Consider the following 22,302-nt stretch of genomic DNA (forward strand, 5'->3'; position numbering starts at 1 on the left):
AAGTGTGTGTGCTATGGAACTAATCAGTCTTATCGGAATGCTGTTTGGGATTGGATTCTTCATTTTCTTATGTGTGAAAGGATTTAATCTAGTACTATCAGCACTACTCTCCGCTTTTATCATTATTCTGACATCAGGCTTACCTATGTTGGAATTGCTCAAAACTGCCTGGGCACCAGGGTTTGCTTCCTTTATTCAAAACTTCTTTCTTATTTTTGCCGCTGGTGCCATTTTTGGTCGTTTGCTCAATGACGGTGGAGCATCAAAGTCTATCGCTATGGGCATCTACAGAGCTATCTCTAAATTGAAGAAGAATCAAAAGTTCTGGGCAGTTGCATTTGTACCTGTTATGTATGCCATCCTATCCTATGTTGGAGTTTCAGGCTTAGTCATTGTCTATACGGTCATTGACGTATCGGCAGAACTGTTCAAGAAATTTAATATTCCTTGGAGGCTTTATACCAATGGTGGATCGGCTGTTATTGGCGCTCTCTTTATCGGTGGGTCTCTCCAATTGACCAATATTACACCCTCTCAATTTACAGGTCAGCCTATTACAGCTGGTATGGGACTTTCCCTAATCTGTGCACTAGTTTTCTATGCCTATCAAGCTTTCTTTATCGTTTATGATTTAAAAGTTGCGGAGAAGCGTGGTGAAGGATTTGATGAAACGGGTGCTAATTTCTATGCAGGACTTGGAAATAGCAGTGCGGATGAAGATTTACCTTCTGTATTGTTGTCAATTCTTCCAATTGTTGTCATGATTGCTTTGGCGGGTTTCCTTAAAGTTGATGTACTGTATTCGATTACAGCTGGCTGTATCCTTTGTGTCATTCTTTTCTTCAAGCGTTATAAAGCCTTGGATAAGACAATTACAGGAGCTCTATCGTCCGCCTACGCACCAATTTTTGGTGTCGCTGCAACGTCAGCTATAGGTTCAGTTATCAAAGTTGTTCCTGGATTTGCCTTGGTAACTGCTGGCTTGGATACCTTTTCTCCAATGACAAAGGGTGTGCTTCTAATCTCGCTAGTATCCTTTATTACAGCAACAGGAGCAGGTGCTATCAACTCTTTTGGTGCAGAGGTAAATACTATGTTTACTGAGCAAGCTGGTCTGACAGCAGCAACTTCCCATCGTCTTATGGCCATAGCGGCATCTACATCTATTTCGGCTCATTCGCCAGGTGTAAATAATGCCATGGAATTAGCAAAATTAGAATATCGCAAAGGGATTGTAGTCTACCTTAGGACAGGGCTTCTGGGTGGTGTTATCTCTATTATCGTCGCAATGATACTTATCAAATTAGGAATATTTGTCTGATGTTAAATAACAATTGAAAAAAGATTGGCATGTGATTGTAAAGGTCTGTCTATATTTCTACATTCGACAGGATAAAAAATGTATTGAAAGGAGTACATATAATGAGTTTGAAAAAACCTTTAGAGGGTATAAAAGTCGTTGAATTAGGAACGTTTATAGCCGTTCCTACGGCAACCAGATGGCTGGCTGACTGGGGTGCAGAAGTTATCAAAATTGAGGGTTTGCAAGGAGATGATTGGCGTCACACAGGTCCAGGTTTCCGAACACCAAAAGCTGATGATGAAAACCCACTTTTTACCGTTCAAAACGCAAACAAAAAACTCTTGGCTTTGAATTTGAAAACCAAGGAAGGTCTGAAAATTCTATTTGATTTGATTAAAGAAGCAGATGTTTTCATTACGAATGTTCGTTTGAAATCTCTTGAGAAAATGAACATTTCTTATGAAACAGTAAAAGCAGTCAATGAAAAGATTATTTATGCTCATTTCACAGGATATGGTTATGAAGGGCCAGCAGCAAGCAGACCAGGTTTTGATATGGCAGCCTTCTGGGCAAGAACGGGTGCAATGGTTGACTGGGGCTCAAAAGGCGACTTTCCTATTAAGCCTTTAGGTGGCTTTGGAGATTCAACGGTCGCATCTGTTATCGCCCTGGGAATCATGGGTGCTTTGTATGGAAGAACTGTTAGTGGCAAAGGAACATTCTTAACATCTTCCTTGTACGGTACAGGTATTTGGTACAATGCTACAGGTGTTGTGGCCACACAAGAGCGGTATGGCGCAGAGTATCCAAAACATAAAATGGCCCCAGGTTCCCCTACGAATCATATCTATCAATCTTCAGACGATCAGTGGGTTATCATTACCCTCGGTAATTATGAACGTCAGGCCCCTGGCTTCTACCGTTTGCTAGGATTAGATGAGTACGCAGAGCATCCAGATACAGAGACGATTGCCATCTTGCAAGCTCATCCGGATACCCTGAAGGAATTGATGGAAAAACTTTATCAAGTCTTTAGAACCAAGACAATGGCTGAATGGACTGCTTTATTTGATGAGGCAGATATTGTTTACGAAGTATTGAAACACAATGCAGATGTTTCTAAAGATGAACAAGCCTGGGCTAATAATTATCTTCGTGAAGTTACCTTTGAATCGGGAAATACAGCTGTTATGCCTAATCTTCCAGTATCATTCTCAGAATATGATACCTTTGATTCTTATCAACCGACTGGTCGGATTGGTCGTGATTCAGAAGAAATACTGAAAGCTTTGGGATATTCTGACGAAGAATTCAAAGCCTTTATTGATTCAAATGTAACACTTTAGGAGGGTAAGAACTATGTCTAAACCACAATTAGAATATTTACTATTGGAAGAAAAAGGCAATACAGCTATTGTGACTATCAATCGTCCAGAGGCTATGAATGCCTTGTCTACAGAAGTTTGGAGAGAGCTAAAAGCAACTGTAGATTATCTCAATAATCAAGAAGACATTCGTGCTGTCATCTTGACAGGGGCAGGGGATAAGGCCTTTGCAGCAGGTGCAGATGTAAAAAATCTCTTGGTTAAAAAAGGGAAGGAAAATCTTTCATCCTTTGCTCGCGACTTCTTATTGGGAATGCAAAATTCACGCCTAGTCTTCATTGCAGCCATCAATGGCTATGCCTTTGGTGGAGGTTTAGAATTGTCAATGTTCTGTGATATCCGCATTGCTTCTACAACTGCCTTGCTCGGTTTGCCAGAAACTAACTTGGGACTTTTACCAGGTGCTGGTGGTACACAAAAATTGGTGCGCTTGACCAATGAATCGATTGCAAAACAGGTTATTTTGGGAGGGCGAATTCTTTCAGCCGAAGAAGGTGTGGCAAGTGGATTGATTATGCAAGTAGCTGATCCTGCAGAATTATTGACTGTAGCTGAAAAAGTAGCAAAACGGGTAACGGCTAAGGGACCAATTGCGGTTATGCTGGCTAAACGTGTCATCAACTCCGCAAATGATGTGGATATTCATTCAGGCTTGTTATTTGAAAATTTAGCTTTCTCTGTCCTACTTGATACCAATGATAAGGTTGAAGGTATCAATGCCTTTCTTGAAAAACGTAAAGCAGAATTTAAATCAGAATAAAAAGGAGTAATCACTATGGCAACTAAAGAAGAACGGTTAAAAAAACTATTTCCAGAAGATGTATTGCGCATCTCAGAAGATTTGAGTGAAGGTGAACTGACAATTTTGGAAAACCTTTATGAACTCTTGGAGTCTAAATACCGTAAGGATTTGAATACCCATTGGTCGAATTGTACAGTACCAGAAGGATTTTTCGAAGATATGGGAACACTGGAATACAAATATAGTCCACTATTGTATGAAGGCCGCGAGGGTGCAGATACTCCAAGTCTCATCTTCCAATTCTTCTTCGCCTATACGATGGCCCGTTTCGACCCATCCCTTGCAACGCTAAACGGTGTTCACTCAGGGCTTGGTTTCTACTCATTCCTTTACGGTGGAGACGATGCCCAAAAAGAAAAATATATTAAGAAATTGGCCAACCATGAACTGAGAACCTGTTTTGCCCTCACAGAGCCTGACCATGGTTCTGATGTTGCTTGGGGATTGCAAACAACTGCTCGTCGCGAGGGAGACAAGTGGATTATCAATGGTGCTAAACGCTGGATTGGTGGTGCTAATGTGGCTGATGTCATTCCAGTCTATGCGCGTGATATTGAGACTGGTAAGCCAAAAGCCTTTATTGTTCGCAGAGACCAACCAGGTGTAGAAGTTTCTGTCATCCAAAATAAAATTGCCTTGCGCATTGTACCAAACTGCGATATTACTTTGACAGATGTTGTGGTGGAAGAGAGTGAACGTCTACAAAAAATCAATTCATTCAAAGATATCGCTCGTATTCTTTATACGACTAGAGCTGGAGTATCCTTCATGGCGACGGGTGCAATTGCGGGTGCCCTAGAAGCTACCTTGAAATATGTCAATGGTCGCGCGCAATTTGGCAAGAAGTTGTCTCAATTTCAATTGACTCAACAAAAGCTAGCTAAGATGAAATCCAACCTTACGACAGCAATGGCACTTTGTGCATCGATTGTTCGCCTGCAAGAAAAAGGTGATTACAATGAAGTGGCAACCTCTATCGGTAAATTGAATAATGCTGAAATGTTGCGCGAAGCTGTTGCACTTGGTCGTTCAGCTTGCGGTGGTAATGGTATTGTAGCTGATTACGATATTGCCCGCTTCTTTGCAGACGCTGAAGCAATCTATACTTACGAAGGTACGCATGAAATGAACTCTTTGATTGTCGGACGTTCACTGACAGGCGAAGCTGCCTTCAACTAATCCTATCAACTAGATACCAATTATATTTCTCCTTCATTTACAAAGTCTAGTTATTGGTCTACCTCTTCATCACTAACTACCATTTTTCTAAATCAATAACTAGTCGGAGGTTGGTTCTGCCAGCCTCCTGTTTATATAATATTAGGTTAGAAAGGTTAAAATATGTATAAAACTATAGAATTAGACATTCATGATTCTATTGCGACAATCTCGCTGAATCGGCCGGAATTCGGTAATTCATTTGATAAAACAATGTTTGAAGAGACAATCCAAACATTTCATAATTTAGCAGACGATGAAAGAGTGAAAATCATCATCTTACGCGCAAATGGAAAAATTTTTTCCGGTGGAGGTGACATAAACAAATTTAATAAGCTACTTGAGACTCGGGAGCCGTTTGACTTGAATCACACTCTGAATCCTGGTCGACTAGTTATGGCAATCCGTAATAATCCTAAGCCTGTTATTGCTGTCGTACAAGGTTCAGCGGCTGGAGCAGGATTTGGGCTAGCGATGGCTTGTGACTACCGTATCATTGGAAAGAAAACCAAGTTAGTTCCAGCCTTTAATGGTATCGGTTTACCCGGAGATAATGGGCTATTTTATCTCTTGGGCAAACAAATAGGACCATCAAAACTATTTCAATATTTTACAACGAATCAGATTATCCGTGCAGAAGAAGCTATGGATTTAGGAATTATCACTAAATCTGTAGATGATGAGCATTTGGATAAAGAAGCACTAGATTTTGCTAACTTCCTATTGAATACGCCTCTTAAAGTCCTTTCAATTCAAAAAGATTGGCTCAATCGATTCTTCTATCCTGATTTGGAAGCTGCTCTCGAATTAGAAGCTATGCAGACCCATTTGTCTTCTAAGGAACAGGCCCTGTTTGAAGCAGTAGGAGCCTTTTTACGCAAGGAAAAACCAGATTTTACAAGAGTCAATTAAACAAGAAAAAGAGTTTGGAACTGTTTTCCAAACTCTTTACTTTTATATCATAATTTCTTCCAGTAGACCTTAAAGAGGTAATACTGCAAGCTAGCAGCTAAGACCAGAACGAGTGTGAATATCCCTGAGCTAACATAGATTGGACCGATAGTGTTCGTCAGGATTGTTGCAATCACAAAGAGAATGGTTCCCAGAATCATGGTTGCAAAAATTGAGCCTGCAATCAACCACTGGCCAGCGCCGCGACCGAAGAGCTGATTAGAATTTTGCCAGTTAAGCATGAGGAGTCGCTGATCCCGCCAATAGAAAATCTGTCCAACTAAAATTGCTGTTACTAGGTTACCAATTGTAAAGGCGAGGGCCAAAATTGGGTTTACCTTGAGCAATGCGATTGCCAGGACTAAATAGAGCAAGGCTGGTGGCAGAAATTGGACTGCCGAGATAACCCAGAATTTCTGAATAGTAAACTGCTTAAAGTTGATAGGTAGTGTCTTGATAAAGTGATAATTTTCCTTTTCCAGCGACATGGCCACACCAATAAAGGTTGTAGCCCCTGCAAACATACTGCCCAGAATAGCTCCAGCCAGCAGAAAAATACCGAAATAATCTACTCCGAATTGACTAAAGGAATCACCATCCATAAATTGTGAGAAACTTGGAAAGAGGGCCACACCCATGATAATTGGCTGCAGGAAGGATTGAACCAGGAGATTGCTGTCGTTAAGTGTAGCCAGGTGGTGTTTAACCAGGGCCTGCTTGAGATTGCTAGGAAGTTTGCCAGATTTTTTCCTGCTCTTCTTGCTGGAAATGGTATCAATGACCAGCATTTGATTGAAATAATTAGGAATAACTGTCTTGGTCGCATAGTAAATCAGACCTAACATGACCAAGATTGGAAGAGCAAAATGTAGGAGCGTATCCAGCGACAAGGTCTTGCTGACTAGATAGTGGAAACCAACAAAAACAGGAATGGTCGGAAATTCCACAAAGCCATCTGTATCAAACGACCGTACTTGTTGGCTTTGGATGTACATCATGGCCCCAACAGAAATCAGGGACGCTCCAGTTGTCAAGATGGTTGAAATCAAGGTCTTACGAGGACTTTTTGTCAGAATAGTTCCGATAAAATGTACCATGATTAGGTTGATCACATTGACCAGGAGCCAGAGGATGGAAAAGGAAAGCAGGGCAAGTGGCAGCAGGGTCAGTCCTCCGATTTGATAATAGGTCACACCCAGTAGAGTCAGGTTGGGCATGAGGAAGGGCAGAACCATTCCTTGAGCCGACAGAACCTTGGCTACAAAAACCTCACTGGCTTTGACAGGTAGGGCCAGATAGAGTTTGGTGTCCTTGCTGTCATAGAAGACGGAGAAAAATCCTGTAAATCCATAAAGGATAGCCATGACCGTAAAGATTCCCAGCTGCATGGAGAAGAAACCAACCGAGCGACTATAGTCAATTCCAAGGAAAAAGACAGTGTAGAGGACGGCAAAGCCCACTACCATAAATCCCTGTTGCCAGAGGATACTCTTGTAGGCTGAAAAGGAGGCATCCTTGCGCTTGCTTTGCTTTTTCTTGACCTGGGCCAGCAATTGCGGATTGGAGTTGAGGATATTGATTTTCACCAATTCCCAGATGACAGACTTGTTCATGCCTCCTCACCTACCTTTTCCTGCTGGCGGCCAGCCAATTCCAGGTAGATAGTTTCCAGGTCCTTATCAGGATACTGGGATTTTAATTCTTCCAGGCTACCTACGAAAATCAGACGACCCTTTCTCAGAATGCCAATGCGGTCACACAGTTGCTCAGCAACGGACAAAACGTGCGTTGAAAAGAGAACCGTATTGCCACCTCTGGCATGTTCCTTCATCATCTGCTTGAGGTCAAAGGAGGCTTGCGGATCCAGTCCAGTCAAGGGCTCATCCAAAATCCAAATATCTGGATTGGGTATCAGAGCGCCGATAATAATGGTTTTCTGCCGCATACCGTGGGAGAAACTATCGATAGGTTCATGCTGGCGGGCGGTCATGTCGAAAAGAGTTGACAGGGTCCCGATACGCTGGTCTACGTCCTCCTTCGGCACATCATAGACCTTGCCGAGGAAGTGCCAGTATTCAAATGCTGTCAGATTGAGGAAGATATCTGGCGAGTCTGGAACGTAGGCAATCCGCTTTTTAATCTCATCCCGATGCTCAGCCAGAGTGAGATTGTCCACCAAAATATGACCTTCCGTCGCCTCAATAATGGAGGTCAGCAGGCTAATGGTCGTGGTTTTTCCGGCACCGTTGTGGCCAATCAGCCCAAAAATCTCACCCGATTCAATGGTCAAATTCAAGTCATCCAAGGCAAGATTGTCACCGTAAGCCTTAGTAATGTGGTCGAATGTAATCATAAGTTCCTCCTTAATCGTTCAAATGATATATAGACTTATTATACTACTGTCTTAGGACAAAAACAAGGGTTTCTAGAGGGAAAATGTAAAAAAATCACATTTTTTCTTTATGAAATTTTTGATCAAAACTGCTATACTAGACCTATGAACGATACCATTAAACACAAGTTGGAGCTGCTGCCGGATAGTCCGGGTTGCTATCTCCATAAAAACAGATACGGAAAGATTATCTATGTGGGCAAGGCCAAAAATCTACGCAATCGGGTTCGGTCTTATTTTCGTGGTGCCCATGATACCAAGACAGAGGCTCTCGTAGCGGAAATTGCCGACTTCGAGTTCATCGTGACCGATTCCAATATTGAGGCGCTCCTGCTGGAAATCAATCTGATACAAGAAAACAAGCCTCGCTATAACATCATGCTCAAGGATGATAAGTCTTATCCATTTATCAAGATTACCAAGGAACGTCATCCACGGCTGATGATTACACGGCAGATAAAAAAGGATGGCGGTCAATATTTTGGTCCCTATCCTGATGTCGGAGCTGCCAATCAGACCCTCAAGTTGTTGGATCGACTCTATCCATTTCGCAAGTGTAAATTACCTGAAAATCAGTTCTGTCTCTATTATCATTTGGGGCAATGTTTGGCTCATGGGGAAAAACTGCCCAGCCTGTCTGACTATGATAAAATGGCAAAAGAAGTTGCCCAGTTCTTGACAGGGCATGATGATAAGATTGTCACTGATTTGCAGGAAAAGATGAAGGTGGCGGCTGGCAATCTGGAATTCGAGCGTGCTGCGGAATACCGTGATCTCCTCCAATCCATTGCCACCTTGCGGACCAAGCAACGGGTCATGGCCCATGACCTGCAAAACCGTGATGTCTTTGGCTACTATGTAGACAAGGGCTGGATGTGTGTACAGGTTTTCTTTGTTCGGCAGGGAAAACTGATTGAGCGGAATGTCAATCTCTTTCCTTACTATAATGATTCGGACGAAGATTTTTTGACCTACATCGGTCAGTTTTACAGGGACCAGCAACATTTAATACCGTCTGAGGTTTTGATACCGCAGGACATCGACCAAGAAGCAGTCGAAGCTTTGGTCGCCACAAAGGTCATCAAGCCCCAGCGTGGTGAGAAGAAGCAGCTGGTGAATTTGGCGACGAAAAATGCGCGTGTCAGTCTGGAGCAGAAGTTTAATCTTTTGGAGAAAAATCTGGAGAAGACCTACGGTGCAGTGGAGAATATCGGTCAGCTTTTGGGGCTTCCGACGCCTGTGCGGATTGAGGCTTTCGATAACTCCAACATTATGGGGACCAGTCCTGTGTCGGCTATGGTGGTCTTTGAAAATGGGGTTCCCAATAAAAAAGAATACCGCAAGTATAAGATTAAGACGGTGGAGGGACCAGACGATTATGCCTCCATGCGAGAAGTTTTGCAGCGGCGGTACAGTCGGGTCTTGCGAGACGGTTTGACACCGCCTGATTTGATTATCATTGACGGTGGTCAGGGGCAGGTCAATGTCGCCAAGCAGGTCATCGAGCAGGAGTTGGGCATGTCCATTCCCATTGCAGGTTTGCAGAAGAATGACAAGCACCAGACCCACGAATTGCTGTTTGGAAATCCGCTTGAAGTGGTTGAACTGCCTCGTAACTCGCAAGAATTTTTCCTCTTGCAACGCATTCAGGATGAGGTTCACCGCTTTGCCATTGAGTTTCATCGTCAGGTTCGTTCGAAAAATTCTTTCTCATCAAAATTGGATGGTATTGAGGGCTTAGGGCCAAAGCGCAAGCAGGCTCTGATGAAACATTTCAAATCCATTGGCAATATCCAAGCAGCAAACTTACAAGAAATCGCCGAAGCAGGTGTGCCTTATAAGGTAGCAGAGAAGGTCAAGGAGAAGTTGAACAATGAAAATTGAACGCTCTGCCATTTTATGGTAAAATAAAGGATAATGACTGTAGAAGGAGAAAGCAATGGCTTTTGGAGAAGAAAAACACAAGAAAACTTTATTTGAACGCTTTACATTATTGATTGTTATTATTATGGTGATTGCCACGATCGCTGGTTTAATTTTCCCTGCAATCAATGCACTAATGAACTAAAAGGCGCTTTTTAGCGTCTTTTTCAGAGAAAGATTAGGTAGATTATGAGTATGTTTTTAGATACTGCCAAGATTAAGGTCAAGGCAGGTAAGGGTGGCGACGGGATGGTTGCCTTCCGTCGTGAAAAATACGTTCCCAACGGCGGTCCGTGGGGTGGTGACGGTGGTCATGGCGGTCACGTTATTTTCAAGGTAGACGAAGGCTTGCGTACCCTCATGGATTTTCGTTACAACCGCATTTTCAAGGCGGATGCCGGTGAAAAAGGTATGACCAAGGGCATGCACGGTCGTGGTGCGGAAGATTTGATTGTGCGCGTGCCGCAGGGAACAACCGTTCGTGATGCGGAGACTGGCAAGGTTATCACCGACTTGGTGGAGCACGGTCAGGAGTTCGTCATTGCCCACGGTGGTCGTGGTGGCCGTGGAAATATCCGCTTTGCCACGCCGAAAAATCCTGCGCCTGAAATTGCTGAGAATGGTGAACCAGGTGAGGAACGCAATCTGGAATTAGAACTAAAAGTTCTGGCGGACGTTGGTCTGGTTGGTTTCCCATCTGTTGGGAAATCCACTCTCCTCAGCGTTATTACAGCTGCCAAGCCAAAAATTGGTGCCTACCATTTTACAACCATTGTACCGAATTTGGGAATGGTGCGAACTAAATCAGGCGAATCCTTTGCGGTTGCCGATCTGCCAGGCTTGATTGAGGGAGCTAGTCAAGGTGTTGGTCTAGGTACCCAATTCCTCCGTCATATTGAACGGACGCGTGTTATCTTGCACGTTTTGGACATGTCAGCCAGCGAAGGCCGTGATCCCTATGAGGACTATGTGGCCATTAACAATGAATTGGAAACCTACAATCTTCGTCTCATGGAACGCCCGCAGATTATTGTTGCCAATAAGATGGACATGCCAGATGCGGAAGAGAATTTGAAAGAATTCAAGAAGAAGCTGGTAGCCAACTATGACGAGTTTGACGAACTGCCACAGATTTTCCCGATTTCCGGTATTGCTCATCAAGGATTGGAAAACTTGCTGGAGGCGACAGCAGAATTGCTTGAGAAAACGCCAGAATTCTTGCTGTATGAAGATTCTGATTTCCAAGAGGAAGAAGCTTACTATGGTTTCAATCCAGATGAGCCTGAATTTGACATCAGCCGTGCGGATGATGCCAGCTGGATCTTGTCTGGCGACAAGCTAGAAAAACTCTTTACCATGACCAATTTTGACCGCGACGAATCTGTCATGAAATTCGCCCGTCAGTTGCGTGGAATGGGTGTTGATGAAGCCCTCCGTGCGCGCGGTGCCAAGGACGGTGACACTGTCCGCATCGGTAAATTTGAATTTGAATTTGTTGATTAACGTAGCAGTTTGGCTGCAAGTTAACTTGCTAGTCAAACTACGCCAAGTCCTATGGGATCTTGGCTAGCTACCTTACTAACTACACCCAAATGGTAGTATCGCCCATTTGGGTTCCGTGTCGTAACCTGTTTAGTGAACTTTTTCAGCTGGTCTCCCAGAAACTGGAAGGCGACCATAAGACTGAGTGTCCCGCTATTATTCAACAATCATCAACCTGAGCTTGTGTTTCAGGACTACATTTTATTCCTCAAGGAGGTATGCAATGGGTGATAAACCAATATCCTTCAAGGATAAGGATGGAAATTTCGTTTCGGCAGCCGATGTTTGGAATGCTGAAAAATTAGAAGAGCTTTTCAATAAACTCAATCCCAATCGTAAACTTCGTTTGGAACGCGAGCGATTGGCCAAGGAAACTACGGAATCATAAAATATTACCTGCCAATATCTGTTGGCAGGTTGTTTCTTACTTCTATTTTTGTAAATTTTCTTGAAAATACTCCAACATATAAAGAAAACTTATAGGATATTTTCACAGTTTCGTTTTACATTTTCTATGTCGTGTGATACTATTGGTTCATTCCAATGGAAAGTTAAGGTATAAATAATGACATCAACATTCAATCAAATCTTTGAAACTAATCGTTCAGAATTTATCCGACGTCTATTTGACACAAATATGACAAATGAAGAAGTTGCGCCTCTTTTGTCTCTGACTGAGGAAGAAGTTGCTGTTTTGCGTTTGCAAACTGCATAAGAAATATTAAAATCATACCTTACATAGCTTTTATCAAATTTATTGGAAAAAGATGATATTATGATGAAAAATTATGCAGTTTTCTATTGACAAAAGTCTTGAAAACAGGTATGATAGTTACAAAATAAACAGTGAAAGGAAACAAGCTATGCTGAAAAAGGGTCGCATGACTATGCTTGTTCATACTTATTTCTACGGCTATTTTAGATAGTGTTTGTAGACATGGTAGACATGGATGCAAACACAAAATCGTAAGGTTTGTATCTATGTGGCTGTAGTTGTTTTGACCTGTGCCCATAGATGATACATCTAAACGGCACGCAGCATTCATCTTGTTTTCAAAATGCAGTTGAATAGTGGGGACCGTTTAGAGTGATTCTAGACGGTCTTTTTCTGGTTTGATTGCTTCATTGTATAATTATTAAAAGGAGATAAATCATGAGATTTAAAAAGTTGATTCTTAGTTCAGTGGCAGTTTTATCTGCTGTGACTCTTGCTGCTTGTAGCGCAAATGGTTCAGATGACCAGACGACAAAAGTTGGCATTATTCAATACGCAGAGCATGAGGCTTTGACCGGTGCACGTAAGGGCTTTGTGGAGGCACTTGCTGCAGCGGGTTATAAGGAAGGTGAAAACCTGACCATTGACCTGCAAAATTCGCAAGGTGACCAAGCTAACTTGCAGACCATGGTCGAGCAATTGGCTGGGAAGAATGATCTCAACTTTGCTATTGCAACACCAGCAGCTCAGGCTATGTTGAATGCTGACAGTGAGACTCCGAGCGTCTTTACAGCTGTTACAGATCCTGTTGAGGCAGGTTTGGTTGAGTCGCTTGATGCACCCGGTGGAAGTATGACGGGTTCGATTGACGCGACGGATGTAGAAGGGCAGATTGATATGTTGCTAAAAGTCGTACCGTCAGCGAAAACAGTTGGTATTTTTTACAATTCAAGCGAAGTGAATTCAGAAGTACAGGCTGAGCAAGCTAAGAAAGCTTTGGAGGCCAAGGGAGTTAAGGTTGAAGTCGCAACTGTTACGACAACAAATGATGTGCAACAGGCTATTACTTCATTAGCTGGTAAGGTCGATGCCATTTACCTGCCGACGGATAATACCGTAGCGTCAACTGCGTCAACTATTGGTGAGGTGCTCAAGGAGGCAAAAGTTCCGTCTATCGGAAGTGATGCTGCTTACTTGGAAGGGGTTCTCTTCACTTACGGTGTGGATTACCATGCAATCGGTGTTCAGGCAGGTGAATTGGCTGCCAAAATCTTGGATGGAGAAAAACCGGCTGATTTGCCTGTTCAAAAACCACAAACTGCAGCTATTGCTATCAACGAAGAAATGGCTGTAGCAGTAGGGATTGACCCAGAAACCATTAAAGCATTAGAAAAGTAAAAACGTGTAAGGTAGGGAAGAGAGAATGAAATTAGTAAAAAAATTGACAAGTGTAACCTTGGTGGGTGCAGGCTTGTTGGCTTTGGCAGCTTGTTCATCTGGCTCGGAGGAAAAATCGACAGAAGGTGCCGTTAAGGTTGGTGTCCTTCAGTACATGGAACATGAATCTTTGACGGCGGCACGCGAAGGATTTGTGGCAGAACTGGCTGATAATGGCTACAAAGAGGGTGACAAATTGGTCTTGGATTACCAAAATGCTCAGGGTGATCAGGCCAACTTGCAAACTATTTCAGAGCAATTGATTGACGGTAATGACCTTGTCTTGGCCATTGCAACACCGGCAGCGCAAAGTTTGGCAACGGTATCGACTGAAACACCGATTTTATTTACCGCGGTAACGGACCCGATTTCAGCAGACTTGGTGGAAAGCCTTGAAAAGCCGGGTGGCTTGTTGACAGGTACTTCTGATCAGGCTCCAATTGATAAGCAGGTTGAATTGTTGGGCCAAGCAGTTCCCGATGCTAAAACAGTCGGTATTCTGTACACGACGAGCGAACGCAATTCGGAAGTCCAAGTAGAACAAGCAGAGAAATTGCTCAAGGAGGCTGGCTACAAGGTTGTACTGAAAGGAATTACCAGCTCTAACGAAGTACAAGATGCGACAACGAGCTTGATGAAGGATGTGGATGCTGTATTTGTGCCAACGGACAATACTGTTGCTGCGACCATGTCTATGATTGGTGAATTGTCAGCTGAGCATCAGGTGCCAGTTATCGGTGGTTCAACAGACATGGTTGACCAAGGTGGTCTTTTGACATATGGTACCAACTATGAGGCGCTTGGACGTCAGACAGCCAAGATGGCCATTAAGATTATCGAAGGCGAGAAAGTATCTGAGGTTCCTATAGAATATCCAGAAGCGGTCAATCTTCATGTCAATGAAGAAATGGCGCAAAAACTGGGAATTGACACCTCAAAACTATCCGTTTCTGAGTAAAAAATGGGAGTATGACAGGACCTAGCATCGCTAGTCCATTGTCATTCCCCCGCACAGTTGATTAGGGCAGGTTCGGAGCGCAAATCGCAAGTTGTTATGGCTTGCTAAGCAATCCTTATTTCCAACCTTTCATAGTTCCCCAAACTGTGAAAGCCAATCAACCACTGCGCTGAGATGTTGTATGAATAGAAGTGGGTGCTCAGCGCTTATTTAACATGAAACTTTTAAGGAGAAAATTGTGGATATAATTTTATCAAGTATATCGCAAGGGCTACTGTGGTCCATTATGGCGATAGGTGTTTACTTGACGTTTAGAATTTTAGATATTGCTGATTTGACAGCAGAAGGTGCCTATCCTCTGGGTGCTGCAGTTTGTGCGACAGGGATTGTCAATGGGCTAAATCCTCTTGTATCGACCTTCCTTGCCTTGTTTGCAGGTATGATTGCAGGATTGGTTTCTGGGCTCTTGCATACTAAAATGAAAATTCCAGCCCTGTTGACAGGTATCGTGACCTTGACAGGTTTGTATTCGATTAACCTGAAAATCCTCGGCAAAGCCAACGTTGCTCTCTTGAAACAAGTGACCTTGGTGACGCAATTGCAGGACTTAGGCTTGTCTAAGATAAATGCGGTTCTCTTGATTGGTGCGGTCTTTGTTGTGGCAGTCATTCTGCTGTTGACGCTCTTGTTCAACACGCAAATTGGGCTGGCCATTCGTTCGACAGGGGACAATATTCCCATGAGTGAGGCCAACGGTATCAATGTGGACAAGATGAAGATTTACGGCTACATGCTGTCCAATGGTCTGATAGCTCTCTGTGGTGCACTTTTGACCCAAAACAATGGCTATGCGGATTTGAACTCTGGAACAGGAACCATTGTTATCGGATTGGCATCGGTGATTATCGCAGAAGTTGTTTTGCGGAACTTGCGTTTGGGATGGCGTCTGGCATCTGTGGCTCTGGGTTCGGTTATCTATCGCTTGATTATCCTTGCGATTTTGGAAATTCCGGGCATGGATGCGGACCTTGTCAAACTCTTCTCAGCGATTTTGTTGGCAGTTGTCCTGTATGTGCCTGAATTGCAGAAGAAGCTCAATATTCGCCGTCCAAAATTAAACGGAACTGCATAGGAGGTTCAGATGAGTACAATTTTATCAATACAAAATATTCATAAGACCTTCGAGGCGGGTACAGTCAATGAGAACCATGTTCTGCGTGGTCTGTCGCTTGATGTTCAAGAAGGTGATTTTATTTCCATCATCGGTGGTAATGGAGCAGGGAAGTCAACGTTCATGAATTCACTTGCTGGTGCTTTGACGGTGGATTCTGGCGACATTTTGCTGGAAGGCAAGTCCATTAAGCATGTGCCAGCAGCTAAGCGTTCAAAAGACATTAGTCGTGTTTTCCAAGATCCGAAAATGGGAACTGCTTCTCGTTTGACCATTGAGGAAAATATGGCCATTGCCTACCGTCGTGGATTGTCTCGTGGCCTGGGTTGGGGTGTCAAAGAAAGTGAACGCGCTATCTTTAAAGAAGCTCTCAAAGAACTTGGTCTTGGACTTGAAAACCGGATGAAGGTCGACACGCAATTCCTATCGGGTGGTCAACGTCAAGCCTTGACACTCATGATGGCATCGCTGGTTAAGCCCAAAGTCCTACTTTTGGATGAGCATACGGCGGCCCTCGATCCTAAGACCAGTGATATGGTGATGGACTTGACCAAGAAAATTGTTGAAGGTCAAAAATTGACAGCCCTCATGATTACCCACAATATGGAGAATGCCATCCAGTACGGAAATCGTCTGGTCATGCTCCATCGTGGACAGATTGTTGTCGATGTCCAAGGTGAGGAGAAGAAGAACCTGACCGTGCAGCACCTCATGGATCTCTTCTATAAAAACAGCGGTGAAAAGATTGCTGACGATGAAATGATTTTGTAAAGACAGAAAATGAGGCTGGGCATAAAGTCCAACCTCATTTTTTTTGATTAGCAAAAACATATTGACGCAGTGGTTGATTGGCTTTCACAGTTCTCCAAACTGTGAAAGGTTGGAAATAAGGGTTGCGTAGCAAACCTCATTTCATTCGAGTTTGACGCTCCGAACCAGGCCTAATCAACTGTTCGTCTTCCCGCTCCCATTTTTTAGTTTCTCAGAAATTCTTTCATTTCTTCAATGGGGATTTGGTGAATGGCTGCCTGGCCTAATGTTGGGACAATGACCAGCTTGATGGATTTGCCGCGGGCTTTCTTGTCGCGAGTCAAGGCTGCGTAAAGTTCCTCGCTATTCCAAGGTTGATGGCTGGTCGGTAGTCCAAATTTTTGGCACATAGCCATAATTTGATCCGTAATGCCAGCAGGCATGAGGCCTTTTTCTTCAGCAACGCGTGATAGCTGGACCATTCCGATGGCAACAGCCTCGCCGTGCATGACTTGACCGTAACCAGCAGTAGCTTCGATAGCGTGACCAATGGTATGACCAAAGTTCAGATAGAGGCGGACGCCATTGTCCAATTCATCCTCGACAACGACCTTGCGCTTAACGTTACAAGAACGGTAGATGATGGTTTCAGCCTTGGCCAAAATACTCTCGGTAGAACCATCCATGTCTGACAAGAGGTCCCAGAGTTCGACATCATCAATCAAACCGTATTTGACAACCTCGCCCATGCCCTCAATCAATTCACGTTTGCCCAAGGTTTCTAGGGTGTTGGGGTCAATGAGAACGCCATCAGGTTGGCAGAAGGTACCGACCATGTTTTTGGCAAAGGGAGTGTTGACACCCGTTTTGCCCCCGATAGACGAATCAACCTGAGCGGTCAGGCTAGTTGGGACTTGGAGGAAATGAATGCCCCGCATATAGGTTGAGGCCACAAAGCCAGCCAAATCACCTACGACACCGCCACCAAGGGCTAAGATGCCGTCACTTCGGGTCATGCCTTCTTGAACAAGAAACTCATAGGCTTGGTTGACCGTGTCCAGATTTTTGGATGCTTCACCTTCTGGAAAGGCAAATGTGATGGTTTCAAAACCAGCTTTTTCAAGACTAGCTCTGGCCGTTTCCAGATAGAGTGAGGCAACATGGTCATCCGTAATAATCGCAATTTTTTGTGGCTTCCAGAGTGAGCTTGCCCAAGCACCGACCTGCGCTAAGCTTCCTTTTTCGATGAGAATATCGTAGGGATTTTGGGGAAGATTGACAGTTAGTTTCATGCTGTGTCCTCTCTAGTTGATGTCATATTTTTCGACTAATTGTTTCCAAATCAAGTCCGTCGGCATTTCTTTGCCTGTCCAAGACTCAAAAGCCTCAGCAGCTTGAAAGAGTAACATACCTAGACCATTGATGCTTGGAATGCCTTGTTCCTTGGCGAGTTTGAGTAAGGGCGTCTCAAAAGGTTGGTAAATCACATCTGCCACTAAACTGTTTTTTGGAAATGCAATGGTTTCCTGAATTGGCAGAGACTGACCATCCATGCCGACGCTGGTTCCGTTGACGAGCAAGTCAGACTTTGTAACATGCTCCTGAACCAAGTCCTGGTTGTCAATCGGCAATACCTGAATGGAGCAACAGGTTGCTTGGGCAATACGGTCAGCAGTAGTTTGTGTTCTGTCCAGACTTTGTTGGCGACAGAAAATGCTGATTTCCTTGGCACTGTCCAAAGCAGCTTGGGCAATAATAGCCGTAGAAGCACCGCCTCCGCCCAGAATGGTGAGACTTTTGTTTGCCACATGGAAATTCAGTTGTTTTTCCAAACTCTTAAAAAATCCGATGCCGTCTGTATTGTGCCCAATCAATTGGCCATGGCGGTGAATGACCGTATTGACCGCGCCGATTAAGCGAGCAGACTCTGTCAATTCGTCTAGGTAGGGAATAACCGCTTGCTTGTATGGCATGGACAGATTGATACCAAACATGTCGTAGCGCTTAATGTTTTCAAGTGTGACTGGCAGGTCCTGCTCAGCTATTTCCCAAGCGACGTAGACCCCATTGACCCCAGTTTCTTCAAAGGCAAGATTGTGAATGAAGGGAGAAATGGAGTGTTTAATGGGTTTGGCTACCACAGCAGCCAGACGCGTATAGCCGTCAATCGTCATGTGAGACCTCCCAAATGTATCAGTAGATTAGAGGGTTTCATGGATTTCACGAATCAGTGCTTCAGTTTTATCCCAACCAAGGCAAGGGTCGGTAATGGATTTACCAAAGGTTTCTGGGCTATCCTGACGACCGTCTTCTAAGTAGGATTCAATCATAAAGCCACGAACATACTTGCGAATATCGTCGTTCCAATCGCGGTTAATCAGGGTTTGGCGGACGATACGGATTTGTTCCAGATAATTTTTACCAGAATTGTCATGGTTGGTGTCGATGACGATAAAAGGATTCTTGAGACCAAAATTCTGGTATTGTTTGATAGTTTTTAAGAGAATATCGTAGTAGTAGTTGGGTTCGTTGATGCCTTGTTCTGTGCTAGCACCACGAAGAATAGCATGGGCCAGCGGATTGCCGTCTGTATCGACTTCCGCATCGCGGTAGATGAAATTCTGCTTGTTTTGCGCTGCGTAAATGGCGTTGAACATAACGGTCAGATTACCAGAAGTAGGATTTTTCATCCCGGTCGGCATGTCAATACCAGAGGCGACAAAGCGGTGCTCCTGATCTTCGACTGAACGTGCACCGATGGCATGGTAGGACACCAAGTCCTCAACCAAGGGGAAATTAGCCGAGTAAAGCATTTCATCCGCAGTGGTCAAGCCGGTTTCTGTGATGACACGGTAGTGCAAATTGCGCACGGCTGCAATACCGTTAATCAAATCAGGCAATTTTGAGGTATCTGGCTGGTGAACCAGTCCCTTGTAGCCTTCGCCATTGGTACGGGGCTTAGCCGTATAAACCCGCATGACCATGAAAATCTTATCTTTGACCTCGTCTTGCAATTTAGACAGACGGCGGGCATATTCCAAAACGGCCTCTTCGTTATCCGAAGAACATGGGCCGATGACCAATAAGAGGCGGTCATCCTCACCTCGGATGACTTTTTTAAGTTCCTCGTCACGTTTTTCTTTGGCAACTAGGAAGTCTCCTTCTAGTTTAGACAATTCTTTAACTTGTTCAATGTTGATGCGAGTGCTGCGCTGATGAATTCCCATAGCTTGTTTCCTATCTATTTATCTGTTGTAAATTTCTCGAATGAGTTCCTCAGTTTTGTCCCAACCAAGGCAAGGGTCGGTAATGGATTTTCCGTAGACTTCGGCGTTGTCCTGACGTCCATCTTCCAGATAGGACTCGATCATGAAACCACGGACATAGTCACGGATTTCCTGGTTCCAATCACGGTTAATCAGGGTTTGACGGACAATGCGGATTTGTTCCAAATAATTTTTACCAGAATTATCGTGGTTGGTATCAATGATAATAAATGGATTAGCCAAACCGAATTGTTTGTAGAGGTCAATGGTTTCCAAGAGATTATCGTAGTAGTAGTTTGGCAGGTATTTGCCACTTTCTGTAACTGCACCACGCAGGATAACGTGAGCCAGCGGATTTCCAGATGTTTCAACCTCTGTGTTGTTGAAGAGGAAGGACTGCTTTTTCTGAGCCGCGAAAATACCGTTAAACATGACCTTGAGGTTACCAGATGTAGGGTTTTTCAAGCCAGTTGGCACATCAATTCCAGACGCCACAAAACGGTGTTGCTGATTTTCAACCGAACGGGCACCAACGGCAATATAAGATACCAAATCATCAACAAGTGGCAAGTTTTCGGGATAAAGCATCTCGTCGGCCGTCGTCAAACCAGTCTCGGTAATGACACGGTAGTGGAGGTTACGGACTGCCTTGATACCGTTGATGAGACTAGGTGCTGCATCGGTCTTAGGCTGGTGCATGAGACCCTTGTAGCCGTCGCCGTTGGTACGGGGCTTAGCCGTGTAGACACGCATGACCATAAAGATTTTGTCCTTGACTTCTTCTTGAAGCTTGGCTAAACGATGAGCATAGTCTAAAACAGCCTCTTCATTGTCAGAAGAGCAAGGTCCGATGACCAAGAGCAGACGGTCGTCCTCGCCTTTTAAAATAGCCTCTAACTCACGGTCGCGCGCTCCTTTTTTGGCTAAGGTTTCTGGGGATAATTTTGAATGGTCTCTTACATCCTGAATATCAATTTTTTCGCTAATTGGTGTAAACACTAGATAATCTCCTTGATTGATAAAATTTCTTTTTATTATACCATGAAAGCAGCTATTATTAAAACCATATCTATGTTTTTCGAAAAATTTACAGTAAATTCTGAAAATTTTATCAAATATAGGTATTTTCAAAGATAAAATGGCATAAAAATCTGAAAATATTCTGCAAATGTGGTAGAATGAAAGGGAAACTATGTGAGGTATGGAAATGAAATTAAGAACAAATGCAAGAGCCTTAGAAGGTACGATACGCGTTCCGGGTGATAAATCCATCAGCCACCGTTCCATTATTTTTGGATCCTTGGCAAAAGGCGTAACTCGTGTTCATGATATTTTGCGTGGTGAGGATGTCCTCTCGACCATGCAGGTTTTTCGTGATTTAGGCGTGACGATTGAGGATAATGGGGATGTGGTCGAGGTTCACGGTGTTGGTTTTGATGGACTGCAAGCTCCTAAAAATGACCTAGATATGGGAAATTCAGGGACATCCATTCGTTTGATTTCGGGTGTCTTGGCTGGTCAAGAGTTTGAAGCGACCATGTTTGGCGATGATTCGCTGTCAAAACGTCCTATGGATCGTGTGACGGTGCCGCTCAGCCAAATGGGTGTAACCGTTTCTGGTCAGACAGACCGTGATTTGCCACCTTTGACCATCAAAGGTACCAAGTCCCTCAAGCCGATTTCCTATCAATTGCCAGTAGCATCTGCTCAGGTAAAATCTGCTCTCTTATTTGCAGCTTTGCAGGCAGAAGGTGAGTCTGTTATTATCGAAAAAGAAATCACTCGTAACCACACGGAGGACATGATTGTCCAATTTGGCGGTCATTTGTCTGTTGATGGCAAGGAAATTCGCATCACAGGTGGGCAGGAATTTACAGCGCAAGAAATTGTTGTCCCTGGTGATATTTCCAGTGCGGCCTTCTGGTTGGTGGCTGGACTGGTTGTGCCTGGTTCAAAAATTACCCTTGAAAACGTCGGCATCAATGAAACGCGGACGGGAATTCTGGACGTCATCAAGGCTATGGGGGGCAAGATAACCTTGTCCAATGTGGATGAGATTGCCAAATCAGCGAACATTACGGTCGAGTACTCTAGCTTGCAGGCAACAGATATTGCTGGAGACCTCATTCCGCGCTTGATCGACGAATTACCGATTATTGCTCTCTTGGCGACGCAAGCCAATGGCACAACCATTATTCGCGATGCTGAGGAGTTGAAGGTTAAAGAAACGGACCGTATTCAAGTGGTGGCAGATGCCTTGAATAGCATGGGGGCTAAGATTGAGCCGACTGCTGACGGTATGATTATCGAGGGCCCAACGCCTTTGCACGGTGCGACGGTTAATACCTTTGGCGACCACCGTATTGGTATGATGACAGCTATCGCAGCCCTCTTGGCTCAAGACGGCGATGTTGTCCTTGAGCGCGCTGAGGCCATCAATACCAGCTATCCAGCCTTCTTTGACCATCTTGAAAGTCTAGTAAAATAAG

At 44.0% G+C, this 22,302-nt stretch carries 21 protein-coding genes; 15 read left to right on the top strand and 6 right to left on the bottom strand.

Annotated features, from left to right (window positions below; translation table 11 throughout):
* The first annotated feature begins 13 nt into the window (after nt 1-13).
* From ACHBGV_RS04605 to ACHBGV_RS04625, 5 genes are all read left to right on the top strand, one after another.
* Nucleotides 14-1,321, top strand: coding sequence for a hypothetical protein (locus ACHBGV_RS04605; protein ID WP_394735737.1), 1,308 nt, complete (start codon nt 14-16; stop codon nt 1,319-1,321).
* 101 nt (nt 1,322-1,422) lie between these two features.
* Nucleotides 1,423-2,649: a CaiB/BaiF CoA-transferase family protein gene (locus ACHBGV_RS04610; protein WP_105122726.1), complete on the top strand. Its 1,227-nt coding sequence runs from the start codon at nt 1,423-1,425 to the stop codon at nt 2,647-2,649.
* A 13-nt stretch (nt 2,650-2,662) separates the two neighbouring features.
* On the top strand, nt 2,663-3,448 hold the full coding sequence (locus ACHBGV_RS04615) for an enoyl-CoA hydratase/isomerase family protein (RefSeq protein ID WP_105161303.1): 786 nt from the start codon (nt 2,663-2,665) through the stop codon (nt 3,446-3,448).
* Nucleotides 3,449-3,463: 15 nt separating this feature from the next.
* Entirely contained in the window at nt 3,464-4,669 is a 1,206-nt protein-coding gene (locus ACHBGV_RS04620) for an acyl-CoA dehydrogenase family protein (RefSeq protein ID WP_394735738.1), read from the top strand.
* A gap of 162 nt (nt 4,670-4,831) precedes the next feature.
* A complete protein-coding gene (locus ACHBGV_RS04625; RefSeq protein WP_172023347.1) occupies nt 4,832-5,620 on the top strand; it encodes an enoyl-CoA hydratase-related protein in 789 nt (262 codons plus the stop codon).
* Nucleotides 5,621-5,667: 47 nt separating this feature from the next.
* Here the strand turns inward: ACHBGV_RS04625 and ACHBGV_RS04630 are convergent, their stop codons facing one another.
* Together ACHBGV_RS04630 and ACHBGV_RS04635 are read right to left on the bottom strand one after the other, a co-directional pair.
* On the bottom strand, nt 5,668-7,272 hold the full coding sequence (locus tag ACHBGV_RS04630; protein WP_394735739.1) for a permease: 1,605 nt from the start codon (nt 7,270-7,272) through the stop codon (nt 5,668-5,670).
* Entirely contained in the window at nt 7,269-8,012 is a 744-nt protein-coding gene (locus ACHBGV_RS04635; RefSeq protein ID WP_105161306.1) for an ABC transporter ATP-binding protein, read from the bottom strand. Before ACHBGV_RS04635 ends, ACHBGV_RS04630 begins: the two co-directional genes overlap by 4 nt.
* Before the next feature lie 144 nt (nt 8,013-8,156).
* Here ACHBGV_RS04635 and uvrC point away from each other — a divergent pair, with 144 nt between their 5' ends.
* From uvrC to ACHBGV_RS04680, 9 genes are all read left to right on the top strand, one after another.
* Nucleotides 8,157-9,935: an excinuclease ABC subunit UvrC gene (gene uvrC / locus ACHBGV_RS04640; RefSeq protein ID WP_394735740.1), complete on the top strand. Its 1,779-nt coding sequence runs from the start codon at nt 8,157-8,159 to the stop codon at nt 9,933-9,935.
* A 55-nt stretch (nt 9,936-9,990) separates the two neighbouring features.
* Nucleotides 9,991-10,119, top strand: a complete 129-nt coding sequence (locus ACHBGV_RS04645) for a DUF4044 domain-containing protein (RefSeq protein WP_105122511.1) — start codon at nt 9,991-9,993, stop codon at nt 10,117-10,119.
* A gap of 44 nt (nt 10,120-10,163) precedes the next feature.
* Complete coding sequence (gene obgE / locus ACHBGV_RS04650; RefSeq protein WP_105110837.1) at nt 10,164-11,477, top strand: GTPase ObgE; 1,314 nt, start codon at nt 10,164-10,166, stop codon at nt 11,475-11,477.
* Between the two features lie 262 nt (nt 11,478-11,739).
* The gene (locus tag ACHBGV_RS04655) at nt 11,740-11,904 is read left to right on the top strand and encodes a hypothetical protein (protein WP_105101249.1); all 165 of its coding nucleotides are present in this window, start codon (nt 11,740-11,742) and stop codon (nt 11,902-11,904) included.
* A 177-nt stretch (nt 11,905-12,081) separates the two neighbouring features.
* Entirely contained in the window at nt 12,082-12,231 is a 150-nt protein-coding gene (locus ACHBGV_RS04660; RefSeq protein ID WP_161943350.1) for a hypothetical protein, read from the top strand.
* A gap of 438 nt (nt 12,232-12,669) precedes the next feature.
* Nucleotides 12,670-13,629 carry an ABC transporter substrate-binding protein gene (locus ACHBGV_RS04665; protein WP_105110838.1) on the top strand — a complete coding sequence of 320 codons (960 nt, stop codon included), beginning with the start codon at nt 12,670-12,672 and terminating at the stop codon, nt 13,627-13,629.
* Between the two features lie 25 nt (nt 13,630-13,654).
* Nucleotides 13,655-14,626, top strand: coding sequence for an ABC transporter substrate binding protein (locus ACHBGV_RS04670; RefSeq protein WP_394735741.1), 972 nt, complete (start codon nt 13,655-13,657; stop codon nt 14,624-14,626).
* A 238-nt stretch (nt 14,627-14,864) separates the two neighbouring features.
* Nucleotides 14,865-15,758 carry an ABC transporter permease gene (locus ACHBGV_RS04675; protein WP_105160469.1) on the top strand — a complete coding sequence of 298 codons (894 nt, stop codon included), beginning with the start codon at nt 14,865-14,867 and terminating at the stop codon, nt 15,756-15,758.
* Nucleotides 15,759-15,767: 9 nt separating this feature from the next.
* Nucleotides 15,768-16,568, top strand: a complete 801-nt coding sequence (locus tag ACHBGV_RS04680; protein ID WP_105160468.1) for an ABC transporter ATP-binding protein — start codon at nt 15,768-15,770, stop codon at nt 16,566-16,568.
* A 203-nt stretch (nt 16,569-16,771) separates the two neighbouring features.
* Here ACHBGV_RS04680 and aroB read toward each other — a convergent pair whose 3' ends face one another.
* Genes aroB through ACHBGV_RS04700 form a run of 4 tightly spaced genes read right to left on the bottom strand, consistent with a single transcriptional unit; the run spans nt 16,772 to nt 20,812 of the window.
* Entirely contained in the window at nt 16,772-17,839 is a 1,068-nt protein-coding gene (aroB, locus tag ACHBGV_RS04685; protein ID WP_394735742.1) for a 3-dehydroquinate synthase, read from the bottom strand.
* A gap of 12 nt (nt 17,840-17,851) precedes the next feature.
* Nucleotides 17,852-18,721: a shikimate dehydrogenase gene (locus ACHBGV_RS04690; protein WP_394718362.1), complete on the bottom strand. Its 870-nt coding sequence runs from the start codon at nt 18,719-18,721 to the stop codon at nt 17,852-17,854.
* A 27-nt stretch (nt 18,722-18,748) separates the two neighbouring features.
* Nucleotides 18,749-19,774: a 3-deoxy-7-phosphoheptulonate synthase gene (locus ACHBGV_RS04695; protein ID WP_105122513.1), complete on the bottom strand. Its 1,026-nt coding sequence runs from the start codon at nt 19,772-19,774 to the stop codon at nt 18,749-18,751.
* Nucleotides 19,775-19,792: 18 nt separating this feature from the next.
* Nucleotides 19,793-20,812 carry a 3-deoxy-7-phosphoheptulonate synthase gene (locus tag ACHBGV_RS04700; protein WP_161948239.1) on the bottom strand — a complete coding sequence of 340 codons (1,020 nt, stop codon included), beginning with the start codon at nt 20,810-20,812 and terminating at the stop codon, nt 19,793-19,795.
* A gap of 208 nt (nt 20,813-21,020) precedes the next feature.
* On the opposite strand from ACHBGV_RS04700, the gene aroA reads away from it, so the two are divergent.
* Nucleotides 21,021-22,301: a 3-phosphoshikimate 1-carboxyvinyltransferase gene (gene aroA / locus ACHBGV_RS04705; RefSeq protein ID WP_394735743.1), complete on the top strand. Its 1,281-nt coding sequence runs from the start codon at nt 21,021-21,023 to the stop codon at nt 22,299-22,301.
* Nucleotide 22,302: the final 1 nt, after the last annotated feature.

This window comes from Streptococcus sp. A34 (assembly GCF_043674115.1).
Taxonomy (GTDB): domain Bacteria; phylum Bacillota; class Bacilli; order Lactobacillales; family Streptococcaceae; genus Streptococcus; species Streptococcus suis_V.

What these genes read in the sequence shown, in the direction of transcription:
- ACHBGV_RS04605 (WP_394735737.1), top strand. Translation starts at nt 14, where the DNA reads ATGGAACTAATCAGTCTTATCGGAATGCTGTTTGGGATTGGATTCTTC.
- ACHBGV_RS04610 (WP_105122726.1), top strand. Translation starts at nt 1,423, where the DNA reads ATGAGTTTGAAAAAACCTTTAGAGGGTATAAAAGTCGTTGAATTAGGA.
- ACHBGV_RS04615 (WP_105161303.1), top strand. Translation starts at nt 2,663, where the DNA reads ATGTCTAAACCACAATTAGAATATTTACTATTGGAAGAAAAAGGCAAT.
- ACHBGV_RS04620 (WP_394735738.1), top strand. Translation starts at nt 3,464, where the DNA reads ATGGCAACTAAAGAAGAACGGTTAAAAAAACTATTTCCAGAAGATGTA.
- ACHBGV_RS04625 (WP_172023347.1), top strand. Translation starts at nt 4,832, where the DNA reads ATGTATAAAACTATAGAATTAGACATTCATGATTCTATTGCGACAATC.
- ACHBGV_RS04630 (WP_394735739.1), bottom strand. Translation starts at nt 7,272, where the DNA reads ATGAACAAGTCTGTCATCTGGGAATTGGTGAAAATCAATATCCTCAAC.
- ACHBGV_RS04635 (WP_105161306.1), bottom strand. Translation starts at nt 8,012, where the DNA reads ATGATTACATTCGACCACATTACTAAGGCTTACGGTGACAATCTTGCC.
- uvrC (WP_394735740.1), top strand. Translation starts at nt 8,157, where the DNA reads ATGAACGATACCATTAAACACAAGTTGGAGCTGCTGCCGGATAGTCCG.
- ACHBGV_RS04645 (WP_105122511.1), top strand. Translation starts at nt 9,991, where the DNA reads ATGGCTTTTGGAGAAGAAAAACACAAGAAAACTTTATTTGAACGCTTT.
- obgE (WP_105110837.1), top strand. Translation starts at nt 10,164, where the DNA reads ATGAGTATGTTTTTAGATACTGCCAAGATTAAGGTCAAGGCAGGTAAG.
- ACHBGV_RS04655 (WP_105101249.1), top strand. Translation starts at nt 11,740, where the DNA reads ATGGGTGATAAACCAATATCCTTCAAGGATAAGGATGGAAATTTCGTT.
- ACHBGV_RS04660 (WP_161943350.1), top strand. Translation starts at nt 12,082, where the DNA reads ATGACATCAACATTCAATCAAATCTTTGAAACTAATCGTTCAGAATTT.
- ACHBGV_RS04665 (WP_105110838.1), top strand. Translation starts at nt 12,670, where the DNA reads ATGAGATTTAAAAAGTTGATTCTTAGTTCAGTGGCAGTTTTATCTGCT.
- ACHBGV_RS04670 (WP_394735741.1), top strand. Translation starts at nt 13,655, where the DNA reads ATGAAATTAGTAAAAAAATTGACAAGTGTAACCTTGGTGGGTGCAGGC.
- ACHBGV_RS04680 (WP_105160468.1), top strand. Translation starts at nt 15,768, where the DNA reads ATGAGTACAATTTTATCAATACAAAATATTCATAAGACCTTCGAGGCG.
- aroB (WP_394735742.1), bottom strand. Translation starts at nt 17,839, where the DNA reads ATGAAACTAACTGTCAATCTTCCCCAAAATCCCTACGATATTCTCATC.
- ACHBGV_RS04690 (WP_394718362.1), bottom strand. Translation starts at nt 18,721, where the DNA reads ATGACGATTGACGGCTATACGCGTCTGGCTGCTGTGGTAGCCAAACCC.
- ACHBGV_RS04695 (WP_105122513.1), bottom strand. Translation starts at nt 19,774, where the DNA reads ATGGGAATTCATCAGCGCAGCACTCGCATCAACATTGAACAAGTTAAA.
- aroA (WP_394735743.1), top strand. Translation starts at nt 21,021, where the DNA reads ATGAAATTAAGAACAAATGCAAGAGCCTTAGAAGGTACGATACGCGTT.